General features: G+C 77.4%; 13 protein-coding genes and 1 pseudogene. 9 read left to right on the forward strand and 5 right to left on the reverse strand.

The genetic code is table 11. The annotated features are described in order from the left end of the window. Positions 1-61 precede the first annotated feature (61 nt). Positions 62-979: a hypothetical protein gene (locus ACI8AB_RS07480; RefSeq protein ID WP_456949589.1), complete on the reverse strand. Its 918-nt coding sequence runs from the start codon at positions 977-979 to the stop codon at positions 62-64. 133 nt (positions 980-1,112) lie between these two features. Between ACI8AB_RS07480 and ACI8AB_RS07485 the strand changes: the two genes are divergently transcribed. Both ACI8AB_RS07485 and lhgO read left to right on the forward strand, forming a co-directional pair. Beyond that, a complete protein-coding gene (locus ACI8AB_RS07485) occupies positions 1,113-2,369 on the forward strand; it encodes a 3-deoxy-7-phosphoheptulonate synthase (protein WP_456949590.1) in 1,257 nt (418 codons plus the stop codon). Between the two features lie 100 nt (positions 2,370-2,469). Further along, entirely contained in the window at positions 2,470-3,687 is a 1,218-nt protein-coding gene (gene lhgO / locus ACI8AB_RS07490) for an L-2-hydroxyglutarate oxidase (protein ID WP_387989741.1), read from the forward strand. Positions 3,688-3,691: 4 nt separating this feature from the next. On the opposite strand, the gene ACI8AB_RS07495 is transcribed toward lhgO, so the two are convergent. Continuing rightward, complete coding sequence (locus ACI8AB_RS07495; RefSeq protein ID WP_456949591.1) at positions 3,692-3,871, reverse strand: hypothetical protein; 180 nt, start codon at positions 3,869-3,871, stop codon at positions 3,692-3,694. Between the two features lie 948 nt (positions 3,872-4,819). After that, positions 4,820-5,017: a hypothetical protein gene (locus ACI8AB_RS07500; protein ID WP_456949592.1), complete on the reverse strand. Its 198-nt coding sequence runs from the start codon at positions 5,015-5,017 to the stop codon at positions 4,820-4,822. Between the two features lie 22 nt (positions 5,018-5,039). On the opposite strand from ACI8AB_RS07500, the pseudogene ACI8AB_RS07505 reads away from it, so the two are divergent. Then, positions 5,040-5,414 (forward strand): annotated as a pseudogene (locus tag ACI8AB_RS07505) (cytochrome P450); the annotation flags it as partial. Between the two features lie 202 nt (positions 5,415-5,616). Here ACI8AB_RS07505 and ACI8AB_RS07510 read toward each other — a convergent pair. Further along, positions 5,617-5,820 carry a zinc-ribbon domain-containing protein gene (locus ACI8AB_RS07510; protein WP_387989747.1) on the reverse strand — a complete coding sequence of 68 codons (204 nt, stop codon included), beginning with the start codon at positions 5,818-5,820 and terminating at the stop codon, positions 5,617-5,619. Between the two features lie 66 nt (positions 5,821-5,886). Here ACI8AB_RS07510 and ACI8AB_RS07515 point away from each other — a divergent pair, with 66 nt between their 5' ends. The 5 genes from ACI8AB_RS07515 (at position 5,887) to ACI8AB_RS07535 (ending at position 10,574) form a co-directional block, all read left to right on the forward strand. After that, entirely contained in the window at positions 5,887-6,867 is a 981-nt protein-coding gene (locus ACI8AB_RS07515; RefSeq protein ID WP_456949593.1) for a patatin-like phospholipase family protein, read from the forward strand. Between the two features lie 60 nt (positions 6,868-6,927). Next, positions 6,928-7,632, forward strand: a complete 705-nt coding sequence (gene fabG / locus ACI8AB_RS07520; protein ID WP_456949594.1) for a 3-oxoacyl-ACP reductase FabG — start codon at positions 6,928-6,930, stop codon at positions 7,630-7,632. Then, positions 7,632-8,405: an enoyl-ACP reductase FabI gene (gene fabI, locus ACI8AB_RS07525; protein WP_387989756.1), complete on the forward strand. Its 774-nt coding sequence runs from the start codon at positions 7,632-7,634 to the stop codon at positions 8,403-8,405. The genes fabG and fabI overlap by 1 nt, the downstream gene beginning before the upstream one ends. Positions 8,406-8,473: 68 nt before the next feature. After that, positions 8,474-9,616 carry a ferrochelatase gene (locus ACI8AB_RS07530; protein WP_456949595.1) on the forward strand — a complete coding sequence of 381 codons (1,143 nt, stop codon included), beginning with the start codon at positions 8,474-8,476 and terminating at the stop codon, positions 9,614-9,616. 121 nt (positions 9,617-9,737) lie between these two features. Further along, entirely contained in the window at positions 9,738-10,574 is an 837-nt protein-coding gene (locus ACI8AB_RS07535) for a class I SAM-dependent methyltransferase (RefSeq protein ID WP_456949596.1), read from the forward strand. Between the two features lie 52 nt (positions 10,575-10,626). On the opposite strand, the gene ACI8AB_RS07540 is transcribed toward ACI8AB_RS07535, so the two are convergent. Then, complete coding sequence (locus ACI8AB_RS07540) at positions 10,627-11,367, reverse strand: hypothetical protein (RefSeq protein ID WP_456949597.1); 741 nt, start codon at positions 11,365-11,367, stop codon at positions 10,627-10,629. Positions 11,368-11,434: 67 nt separating this feature from the next. On the opposite strand from ACI8AB_RS07540, the gene ACI8AB_RS07545 reads away from it, so the two are divergent. Continuing rightward, the gene (locus ACI8AB_RS07545) at positions 11,435-11,875 is read left to right on the forward strand and encodes an NfeD family protein (protein WP_456949598.1); all 441 of its coding nucleotides are present in this window, start codon (positions 11,435-11,437) and stop codon (positions 11,873-11,875) included. Positions 11,876-11,891: the final 16 nt, after the last annotated feature.

The following is an 11,891-nucleotide window of genomic DNA, read 5'->3' on the forward strand; positions in this document are numbered from 1 at the left end:
CCGCACGAGCGCAACCCCCGCGCGCCCGGGTGGCGCCCGGCGGGTCGACCGGTGCGCGGGTTCAGGTGACGGGCAGCGCGACCAGACGGGCGGCCAGCTCGGCGTTGCGGCGGAGGAACGGCGTCCACCCGGCCGGCGCGCGCGTCCCCGACGAGGCGTGGGCGCAGGGCTCCTGGTCCCAGCCGCGCACCCGGCCACCCCGGATGCGCAGCCGCACGAGCACCTCGCCCGTCCAGCCGGTGACGTCGCCGTCGGCCTGCTCCCCGGGCGCGGTGACCCGCTGCGGCGCGACCACCCACTGCACGGCCTCGATCTCCTCCTGCAGCCGGGCCGCGGCCTCGTAGGCCTGCGCCGCGGCCGCGGCGTCCCGCCGGGCGCCGAGCGCCGCCAGCGCGGCGGCGACCGGTCCCGGCTCGCGGTCGAGCACGGCCGTCAGCGCGGCGGCGAGCTCCGGGAGGGAGGCGTCCTGCGCGCCCCGCAGCCGCGCCAGCTCCCGCTCGCCGGCGCTCCGGCCGGGGCCGGCGTGGGCGAGCGGGTACACGCGGGACAGCCCGGAGACGGCCGACCGCACCCTGCGGCGGCCGAGGTAGGGGCCGAAGTGGCGCACTCCCGGCGCGGGGCGGGCGTCGGAGACGACGTCGAGGCGCGGCGCGTCCGCCGAGGGGTCCAGCCGGATCCGCACGGGGACCTCCAGGCCCCCGGGGATCCGGTTCCACGGGGGCAGCGACCGCTCGAGCAGGTTGCGCTCGGCCCACGCGGCCTCGTGCACGGAGTCGCAGACCAGCGCCTCGATCCGCGCGACCCGGCCCACCATCCGCCGCAGGTGGCGGCGGTCGCGCAGGTCGCCCCAGTAGGAGCCGACGCGGGAGCGCAGGTGCGTGGCGCGGCCGACGTAGAGGACGCGCCCGGCGCCGTCCCGGAAGCGGTACACGCCCGGAGCGGCCGGCAGCACGGCGACGGCGTCCGGTCGGGCGGGCACGCGCCCATGGTGCGCGCGCCGTCTCCGCGGGCGGCGCCGCCGCGCCCCACCCGCCCCGGCCGCCACACCCGTCACGCCGGAGTTCGCGGGCGGGGTGTGCGCCACCGGGCGCCGGGCGGTTGCGCCGCTGTGGTTGGCTCGACGGTCGGGAACGACCGAGGAGGCCCCCATCCCCGCTGACCGGATCCTGGAGGCGGCGACGCGGATCGCCGACCTGCTGCTCGACGTCCAGACGACGGTGAACGCGCAGATCGACGCCACGCTCGCCGACCTGCTGCCCGGCGTCCAGCGGCAGGTGGGCGTCTCGGCGGCGGACGGCGCCGACCTGTCCGGCCTGGTGAACGCGCGGATCACCGGCCTGAGCGTCGTCGTCACCCCCGCGGCGGTGGCCACCGTCGTCCCGCTGTCGCCGGAGTCCGCCGCGACGACCCGCGCCGCGCGGGCCGCGGTCACCGACGTCCTCACCGGCGCCGACGACCGCCTCGCCGTCATCGCCGGCCCCTGCTCGGTGCACGACCCCGCCGCCGCGCTGGAGTACGCCGCCTTCCTCGGCCGCATGCGGGCGCGGCACGGCGACGACCTCGAGATCCTCATGCGGACCTACACGGAGAAGCCGCGGACCGAGGTCGACTGGAAGGGCTTCGCCTACGACCCGTTCCTCGACGGGTCCAACCGGATCAGCGTCGGCCTGGTCGCCACCCGGATGCTCATGTGCCGCATCACCGGCATGGGCGTCCCCGTCGCCGCCGAGCCGCTCAACGCGCTCACGCCGCAGTACGTCAACGGGCTGGTCACCTACAACGGCGTCGGCGCGCGCAACGTCACCGACCAGACCGCCCGCGAGCGGGTGTCGGGCTTCTCGTCCGTGGTGGGCTTCAAGAACTCGCCCGAGGGGAGCGTCGACTCCGCCATCCAGGCCGTCGTCACCGCGCGCGCCCCGCACGAGTTCCTCGGCGTCGACCACCACGGGGTCTCGGCGCAGCTGTCGACCACCGGCAACGACACCGGCCACGTCATCCTGCGCGGCACCAAGGACGGCCCCAACTACTCGGCGGCGCACGTCGCCGAGGTGAAGCGGAAGCTCGCCGCGCGCGGGCTGCCGGAGGTGGTCGTCGTCGACGCCTCCCACGGCAACAGCCAGAAGGACCACCGCCGCCAGCCCGCGGTCGTGGGCGACCTGGCCGGGCAGGTCGCCGGCGGGGAGCGGGCGATCCGCGGCGTGATGATCGAGTCCAACCTCGCCGAGGGCCGGCAGGACCTCGACCGCGAGCACCCCGAGCGGCTGGAGTACGGCGTGAGCGTCACCGACGCCTGCGTCGACCCGGCGACGACGGAGGCCCTGCTGGCCGAGCTGGCCGCCGCCGTCCGGTCCCGCCGCGGCGCCGCCTGACCGGGCGCGCGCCGAGGGGCCTGGCCGTCCCTGCCCCGGGCGGGCACCATCCCTGCCCACGGCGGGGCTCGCGGTCCTGCCCGGGGGACGGAGGTGGCCGGTGACCGCAGGGACCGTCGACCGGATCGGCGTCGTCGGCGCCGGGATCGTGGGCCTGGCGGTCGCCCGCCGGCTGGCCGAGCTCCGGCCCGACCTGCACGTCACGGTCGTGGACAAGGAGGACGACGTCGCCGTCCACCAGACCGGCCACAACAGCGGCGTGGTGCACGCCGGGCTGTACTACGCGCCCGGCTCGCTCAAGGCGCGGCTGTGCACCCGCGGCCGCGGCCTGCTGCGCGACTTCTGCGCCGAGCACGGCCTGGCCTACGACGAGTGCGGCAAGCTCGTCGTCGCCCGCCGCGACGACGAGCTGCCCGCCCTGGACGAGATCGAGCGGCGGGCCACCGCGAACGGGGTGCCCGGCCTGCGCCGGCTGTCCGCCGAGGGGCTGCGCGAGGTCGAGCCGGAGGCGGCCGGCGTCGCGGCGCTGCACTCGCCGCACACCGCGATCGTCGACTTCCGCGCCGTCGCCCGGGCCATGGCCGGCGACCTGCGGGACAAGGGCCACGACGTCCGGCTCGGCTTCGAGGTCACCGCGGTGCTGCCGCAGGTCGGCGGGGGAGTGGTGGTGTCCTCCGGCCGCGAGGCCTTCGCGGTCGACCGGCTGGTGGTCTGCGCCGGGCTGCAGAGCGACACGGTGTCCCGGCTGGCCGGGGACGACGCGGGGCCGGCGATCGTGCCGTTCCGCGGCGAGTACTTCCGGCTGGTGCCCGAGCGCGAGCACCTGGTCCGCGGGCTGATCTACCCGGTGCCCGACCCCCGGTACCCCTTCCTCGGCGTGCACTTCACCCGCCGGGTCGGCGGCGGGGTCGACGTCGGGCCCAACGCCGTCCTCGCGTTCGCCCGCGAGGGCTACCGGCGCCGCGACGTCCGGCCGGCCGAGCTGCTGCGGACGCTCACCTGGCCCGGCATGCGCCCGCTGGCCCGGCAGCACTGGCGCACGGGCGTGGCCGAGTTCCGCGGATCGCTGTCCCGCCGGGTGTTCCTCGCCGCGGCCCGGGAGTTCGTGCCCGCGCTGACCGACGACGACGTGGTGCGCGCCCCCGCCGGCGTCCGCGCCCAGGCCGTCGACCGGGACGGCAGCCTGGTCGACGACTTCCGCGTCCACCGGCTCGGCCCGGTCGTCACCGTCCGCAACGCGCCCTCGCCGGCGGCCACCTCCTCGCTGGCGATCGGCGAGCACGTGGCCGAGCGGGTCCTCGCCGACGACGGGGACTGACCGGTCAGCCGCGGTCGCGCGGCACGGGAGGAGCGGCCGGCAGCAGGAGGCCCGCCGCGGCGACGGCCAGGCAGGTCGGGCAGAGCAGGGAGAGCCCGTCGTGCGGGCACGCGGACCGCCGGTTCGCCACCTCCAGCCGGTGCACCAGCCAGCGCGCCCACGCCCGCTCCCACCAGGACGGCACGACGCCGACCCTCAGCGCCCGGGCCCGGTCACGGGCGCGGCCCCGGGCGGGCGGACCGGGCCGGCCGGGGACGCCGCCGCGGGGCTCCGCCCGGTCGGGGACGTGTCGGGCCGGCGGACGGGGGAGCGGGGCACGGCGCCTCCTCCGGCGCGACGTCGCCGGCGCGCCTCAGGCCGGTCGGTGCCCGCCGCGGGCCGCGGCGGGACGCCCCGGGAGTGCTCCGTGCCGGAACGCGAGGAGGACCCTCGGGCAGGCCCGGGGTGTTGTCAAGGTCACACCGCGCGCCGGTCGGCGGGGGCCGGGCGGGCGACGCGCCGTCCCCTCCCGCGCGACCCGTGGCCCTCGACGGCGCGGATCGAACCGCTGTCCGATCCGGAACGTGGACCGCGGTCCGGGCGCCACCGCGGCGGGCACGCGCGAGGTGCCGCCGCGTGCGGCCGCCGACGTCCCCGCCCGCCTCGCCGCCGGACGCGCACCGCAGGAACCGCCCGCCCGGGGAACGGAGAGCCGCCCGTGAGGATCTCGATCGACCCGTCGCTGTGCCAGGGGCACGGCCGCTGCTACGACCTCGCGCCGGACCTGTTCGGGCCGACGACGAGGGCTGCTCGACCCTCCTCGTCCCCGGCGGTGAGGTGCCGGCCGGGCTGGAGGACGACGCGCGGCTCGCCGCCGACAACCGCCCCGAGGCCGCCGTCCTCGTGCTCGAGCAGGAGCCGGCGCGGTGACCGTCGACGACCGGTCCTCCGCCGACGCCGGCACCCTGCGCTCGGACCCGGCCCTCGGCACGTCCAGCGAGGTGCGCAGCGGCCCGGTCGAGGACCGGGCCACCGACTTCTCGCACACCGAGGAGGAGTGGGCGCAGGGCGCGATCGGCATCTGGGACGACCTGCGGCAGCGCTGCCCGATCGCGCACACCGCGCGGTTCGGCGGGGCGTGGCTGCCCACCTGCTACGAGGACGTCGCCGCCGTCGCCCACGACACCGAGCACTTCTCCTCCCGCGCGGTCATCGCGGGCAACGTCCGGCCCCCGCGGTCGCTCGCGCCGGTCGGCGGCACCCCGCCGATCTCCTCGGACCCGCCGTTCCACCACGACGCGCGCAGGCTGCTGCTGCCGCCGTTCACCAAGAGCGCGCGCGAGGACCTCACCACCCACCTGCTCGAGGCCGAGCTGTACGGCCGCCGCCTCGAGCCCGCGCACGTCGCCGGGACGATGGCGCTGCTGCTCGTCGCCGGCATCGACGCCACCTGGAGCGCGATCGGCGCCTCGCTGTGGCACCTCGCCGGCCACCCCGACGACCGGCGCCGGCTGGTCGCCGAGCCGGGGCTGCGGCGCACCGCCGTCGAGGAGTTCCTCCGCGCCTACGCCCCGGTCACCGTGGCGCGCCTGGTCGAGGAGGACGTGACCGGGCGCGGCGTGGAGATGAGGGCCGAGGACTGGGTGCTGCCGTCCTTCTCGGCGGCCGACCGCGACCCCGCGCAGTTCGAGCGGGCCGACGAGGTGGTCGTCGACCGGCAGGTCGACCGGCACGCCGCCTTCGGCCTGGACATCCACCGCTGCGTCGGCTCGCACCTGGCGCGGATGGAGATGCGGGTGGCACTGGACGTCTGGCTCGACCGGGTGCCCGAGTCCTCGCTGGCCGACCCGGCGGCGGTGCGCTGGTCCACCGGCCAGATCCGCGGCCCCGCTCCCTGCCGCTCCGCGTCGGCTGAGGACCCGCCCCGGCCCGCGGCGCCGCCGTCGCGGCTCAGACCTCGACGGCGGTGCCGCAGACGCCGCAGACCTCGAGTCGCCGGCGCCGCCAGCGGGCGACCGGCACGAAGAACACGCTCAGCTGGCGGAACTGCCGCACCCGCGCCCACCGGGTGGTGTTGCCGCACCGCGGGCAGGTGCGCACCTCCCCCGGGCCGAGGTCCTGCTGCCGCGTGCCGAACCCGAAGAGGAGGAACACCCGGCCAGCGTAGGTGGGACTCGGCGTGCGGGAGCCGCGCCGACCCGGCCGTGGGACCGTGGAGGGATGGTCCGGGTCGGTCTGGTGCTGGGTGGCGGCGGCGTGGTGGGGCAGGCCTACCACGCGGGCGTGCTGGCGGTGCTGCAGCACGACGTCGGCTTCGACGCCCGCACCGCCGACGTCGTCGTCGGCACCTCCGCCGGGTCGATCACCGGCACCCTGCTGCGCGCCGGCGTCTCGCCGGAGGACCTCGCCGCGTGGACGGTCAGGGCGCCGCTGTCCGGCGACGACGACGTGCTGCGCACCATGGCCGAGACCGCCGTCCCCGAGCTCGCGCCGTTCCGCCCGCTCGACGTGCTCCGCCGGCCGATGCGCGTGCCCGGCCCGCACCTGGTCGCGCGGGCGCTGGCCCGCCCGTGGCGGTTCCGCCCGCTGACCGCCGGCATGACGCTGCTCGCCGCGGGCCGGCACGACATCGTGTCCCAGCTGGGGGCGCTGCGCGAGGTCGAGGGGCCGACCTGGCCCGAGCGCGACCTGTGGATCACCGCCGTGCGCCGGCGGGACGGGCGCCGCGTCGTCTTCGGCCGGCCCGGGGCGCCGCCGGCGCCGGTGCACCTGGCGGTCGCCGCGTCCTGCGCGGTGCCCGGCTACTTCGCCCCCGTGCAGATCGGCCGGCACGCCTACGTCGACGGCGGGGTGCACTCCGCGACCAACGCCGCCGTGCTGCGCCGCGCCGGGGTGGACGTCGTCGTCGTGCTGGCGCCGATGAGCGGCTCGCCGGGCTGGCGCCAGGACTTCACCGCCGCCATGCGCCGGTACTCCCAGCGGCAGCTCGACCGGGAGGTGCGGGCCCTGCGCGCGGCCGGGATCCGGACCGTCGTGTTCACCCCCGGCGCGGCCGAGCAGGAGGTCATGGGCGCGGACCTCATGTCCGGCGAGCGCGTCCACGAGGTGCTCCAGCAGTCGTTCTTCCAGGCCGGCGCGCACGCCGCGACGCCCGCGGTGGCCGCGGTGCTGCGGGAGGCGTCCGACCGCGACCCGGTGTGACCTGCGCCCAGCGACTAGGTTCGGCACCTGACAACGTCGCCGGTGGCCAGGGGGTCGAGCGTGGGCAGGTCGGTGCTGGTGACCGGCGGCAACCGGGGGATCGGGCTGGCGATCGCCCGCTCCTTCGCCGAGCAGGGCGACTCGGTGGCGGTCACCCACCGCGGCAGCGGCGCCCCCGACGGGCTGTTCGGCGTGCAGTGCGACGTCACCGACGCCGCGGCCGTCGACCGGGCGTTCAGCGAGGTCGAGGAGCAGCAGGGGCCGGTCGAGGTGCTGGTGAGCAACGCCGGCATCACCCGCGACGGGCTGCTCATGCGGATGAAGGAGGACGACTTCGCCGACGTCCTCGACGCCAACCTCACCGCCGCCTACCGGGTGGCCAAGCGCGCCTCGGCGAGGATGGTGCGCGCCCGGTTCGGCCGCATGGTGTTCGTCAGCTCCGTCGTCGGGCTGCTCGGCTCGGCCGGCCAGACCAACTACGCGGCGAGCAAGGCGGGCCTGGTGGGCCTGGCCCGCTCGATCGCCCGCGAGCTCGGCAGCCGCAACGTGACCGCGAACGTCGTCGCGCCCGGGTTCGTGCGCACCGACATGACCGCGGAGCTGCCGGAGAAGCGGCAGCAGGAGATCCTCGCGCAGGTGCCGCTGGGCCGGTACGCCGAGGCAGACGAGATCGCCGCCGTCGTCCGCTTCCTGGCGAGCGACGCGGCCGGATACGTCACCGGGGCGGTCGTCCCGGTCGACGGCGGACTGGGGATGGGGCACTGATGAGCGGCATTCTCGAGGGCAAGAAGGTCCTCGTCACCGGCGTGCTGACCGAGGCGTCGATCGCCTTCGCCACCGCGCGGATCGCGCAGGAGCAGGGCGCCACGGTCGTGCTGTCCAACTTCGGGCGCGCGCTGTCGCTGTGCCAGCGGATCGCCAAGCGGCTGCCGCAGGAGGCTCCGGTCGTCGAGCTCGACGTGACGGACACCGAGCACCTGGCCTCGCTCGCCGACCGGCTGCGCGAGGCCGGCTTCGACACCCTCGACGGCGTCGTGCACTCCATCGGCTTCGCGCCGCAGGAGGCGATGGGGGAGGGCTTCCCCGAGGTCGCCTGGGAGCACGCCGCGACGGCGTTCCAGGTGTCGTCGTGGTCCTACGCCTCGCTCACCCAGGCCTGCCGGCCGCTGCTGGCCGACCCGTCCTCGGTCGTCGGGCTCACCTTCGACGCCTCCGTCGCCTGGCCGGTCTACGGCTGGATGGGCGCGGCCAAGGCGGCGCTGGAGTCGGTCAGCCGCTACCTCGCCCGCGAGCTCGGGCCCGAGGGCGTGCGGTCCAACATCGTCGCCGCCGGCCCGCTGCGCAGCATGGCCATGAAGTCCATCCCCGGCAGCGCCCAGTTCGAGGAGGCCTGGGAGGGCCGCGCCCCGCTGGGCTGGTCGGTCACCGACACCGAGCCCGCCGGCAAGGCCGTCGTCGCCCTGCTGTCGGACTGGTTCCCCGCCACCACCGGCGAGATCGTGCACGTCGACGGCGGGTTCCACGCCGTGGGCGTGTGAACGGTCACAGAGCCACGCCGTGGGCGTCTGACCGCATCCGATCCGCCCCGTAGCACCGAAGGACGTCCGTGCCCCGCGCCACCGTCGACATCAACCCCGGCCAGCGTCCCGACGAGGACCCCTCGCTGGCCGTCCGCAACAACGGGGGGACGCCGCCCGCGGCGGCGCCCGCCCCGGCCGGCCGCCGCGAGGCGCTGCTGGTCCTGTCCTTCGGCGGCCCCCGCGGCCACGACGACGTCATGCCGTTCCTGGAGAACGTCACCCGCGGCCGCGGCGTCCCGCGCGAGCGGCTGCTCGACGTCGCCGAGCACTACCACCACTTCGGCGGCGTGAGCCCGATCAACGAGCAGAACGAGGCGCTGGTCGCCGCGGTCCGCGAGGACCTCGCCGCCCACGGCGTCGACATGCCCGTGTACTGGGGCAACCGCAACTGGGACCCCTATGTCGAGGACGTCTGGCAGCAGATGACCGACGACGGGATCGAGCACGTCTACGTGCTGGCGACGTCGGCCTACGCCTCCTACTCCGGGTGCCGGCAGTACCACGAGGACGTCGCCCGGGCCCGGATCGCCACCGGCGGCGGCCCGACGGCGGAGAAGCTGCCGCACTACTTCGACACCCCCGGCTTCGTGCGCGCCAACGCCGACGCCCTCGCCGCCGCGCTCGCGCAGCTGCCCGAGCAGCACCGGGCCACCGCCCGCCTGGTGGCGACGGCGCACTCCATCCCCGACGCGATGGCCGACGTCGCCGGCCCCGACGGGCACGCCTACGAGGCCGAGCTGCTGGCCGCCGCGCGCGCCGTCGTCGACGCCGTCGAGCCGGGCCGCGACGTCGACCTGGTCTGGCAGTCCCGCAGCGGCCCGCCGTCGGTGCCGTGGCTGGAGCCCGACGTCAACGACCACCTGCGCGCGCTGCACGAGATCGGCGAGACGGCGGTCGTGCTGTTCCCGATCGGGTTCGTCAGCGACCACCTCGAGGTGATCTGGGACCTCGACAACGAGGCCGAGGAGACCGCCGGGGAGCTCGGGCTGGCGTTCGTCCGGGCCGCGACGGCGGGCACCCACCCGGCGTTCGTCGCGATGGTCCGCGAGCTGCTGCAGGAGCGGCGCGCGGGCGGCGAGCCGCGGCTGGGCACGAACTGCCCCGCGGCGTGCTGCTTCGTCCGTCGCCCTGCCGGGCGACCCCGCGACCAGGAGCCGTCCCCGGCGTGAGTCGAGCCCCGGCCGGGGAGCCTCCGGCCTCCGCGACCGGTGCACCGCCCGGCCGTTGACGGGGCGCCCGTCCGCGAGTAGACCGTCGGTCCACCGGGGGGCCGGACGAGGACGGTGTGCCGTGGTCGAGGTCGCTCCCGCCAACGCCGCGCAGCTGGACGCGTGGGACGGCGCGCAGGGCGCGTACTGGGCCGCGCAGGCCGACCGCTTCGACCGGTCGGTCGCCCGCTACGACGCCGCGTTCCTCGCCGCGGCCGACCTGCGGCCGGGGGACCGGGTCCTCGACGTCGGCTGCGGCACCGGCCGGACGACGCGGGAGGCCGCACGCCGCACCGGGTCCGCGCTCGGCGTCGACCTGTCCTCGGCGATGCTCGAGGTCGCCCGGCGCCGCGCCGCCGACGAGGGGCTGACCGGCGCCCGGTTCGAGCAGGCCGACGCCCAGGTGGCCGCCTTCCCGCCGGCCGCCTTCGACGTGGCGATCAGCCGCACCGGCGCGATGTTCTTCGCCGACCCGGTGGCCGCGCTGGCCAACGTCGGCCGGGCGCTCGTCCCCGGCGGCCGGCTGGTCCTGCTCGTGTGGCAGGCGGCCGAGGCCAACGAGTGGATCACCGAGATCACCGGGGCCCTGGCCGCCGGCCGCCCGCTGCCGGCACCGCCCCCGGGCGCGCCGGGCCCGTTCTCCCTCGCCGACCCCGCGCGGATCCACGAGGTGCTCACCGCCGCGGGTCACCGTCAGGTGGAGGTCGAGGGTCTGGCCGAGCCGGAGTGGTGGGGCGCCGACGCCGACGAGGCGCTGACCTTCGTGCTCGGCCTCGCCGGCTGGATGCTCGACGGGCTCGACCCGGCCACCCGGGACCGCGCGGTGGCCGACCTGCGGCGCCGGCTCGAGGCCCACGCCGGTCCCGGCGGCGTCGAGCTCGGCTCGGCCGCCTGGTTGGTGACGGCCCGCCGGCCCTAGCGTCGGACGGGTCCGTCCCCCGGCCGTGGCGGCGGGCCCGCCGGGAGGACGGCTACGGGCGCGGGACCGCGTTGTACGCGGCGACGGTCGCCTCGCGGACGGCGGTGGCCAGCGGGCGCAGCGCCTCGTCGCGGGCGGCGGCCTGGCCGTGGGTGACCGCGCCGCCGGGGGCGTCGGTGAGCGCGAGGTCCAGCACCCGCGCCAGCCGCTGCGCGCGGGCGAGCACCGAGGAGGCCAGCGGGTCGGTGTCCGGCGGCAGCTCCGGGGCGCGGGCGCTGCCCAGGCCGGCCAGCAGCGCCGGCACCTCGGGGTTCCAGCGGGCGAGGTCCAGCGCGGCGAGGGTGCGGGCGGCGTCGCCCACGGCGAGGTCCAGCGCCCCCGAGACCGCGCGCAGCGAGCCCTCGACCGGCGGCGGCGCGGGCGGGACGCCGGTCAGGTCGACCGCCGTCCACGCGGTGACCTCCGGGCCGAGGTCCTCCGGCACCAGCGCGACGGCGTCGCCGACCGCCACCTGCCCCGCCTCCAGCGCCGGCGCGGCCAGGCCCGGCGCGGACGGCACGCCGCGGACGTCGCCGGGCACCGGCAGCACCAGCCGCAGCCGCCGCTCGCCCAGGCCGCGCAGCGCGGTCAGCGCCCAGCCGAGGGGGACGGCGCCGGAGGTGCCGGGCAGGCCGGTGACGCGGTGCGCGCGGTCGTCGGTCAGCGCGTCCAGCGCGTCGTCGTAGGAGGCGCGGCCGGACAGCCACGCGGTCGCCCAGACGGCGAACCGCCCGGCGGGGAGGTCGTGGAGCACCCAGCGAGGCTACGTCGGCCGCGTCCCGGGGGCCCGGGGACGGCGGGTGGTCTGGGAGACTGGGGACGTGGCTGCGTGGGTGCTCTGGCTGGTCGCCTCGGGCCTGTTCGTCGCGGGTGAGGTGGCCAGCCTCGACCTGGTCCTGCTGATGTTCGCCGGCGGCGCGCTGGGCGGGGCCGTGGTGGCGCTGGCGGGCGGGTCGCTCGCCTTCCAGATCGTGGCGTTCATCGCCGTCTCGGTGTTCCTGCTGGCGAGCGTGCGGCCCGCGGCGAAGGCGCACCTGGAGAACCGGACGCCGAGGCACGTCGACGGCGTGCAGGCCCTCGTCGGCCGCACCGCCACGGTGACCCGGGAGGTCGGTCGTTCCAGTGGCCGCATCCGGGTGGGCGCCGACGAGTGGACCGCCCGCACCGACTTCGGCGAGGAGAGCTTCCCCGTCGGCGCCACCGTGCGGATCCTCCAGGTCGACGGCGCGACCGCCGTGGTCGGCGAGGCGCTCGAGCTCTGAGCCCCGCGCGCCGGGA

The organism is Geodermatophilus sp. SYSU D00698 (genome assembly GCF_054050335.1).

Coding starts and splice junctions, on each gene's coding strand:
- ACI8AB_RS07515 (WP_456949593.1), top strand. CDS start 5,887: ATGGTCCGGGTCGGTCTGGTGCTGGGTGGCGGCGGCGTGGTGGGGCAG.
- fabI (WP_387989756.1), top strand. CDS start 7,632: ATGAGCGGCATTCTCGAGGGCAAGAAGGTCCTCGTCACCGGCGTGCTG.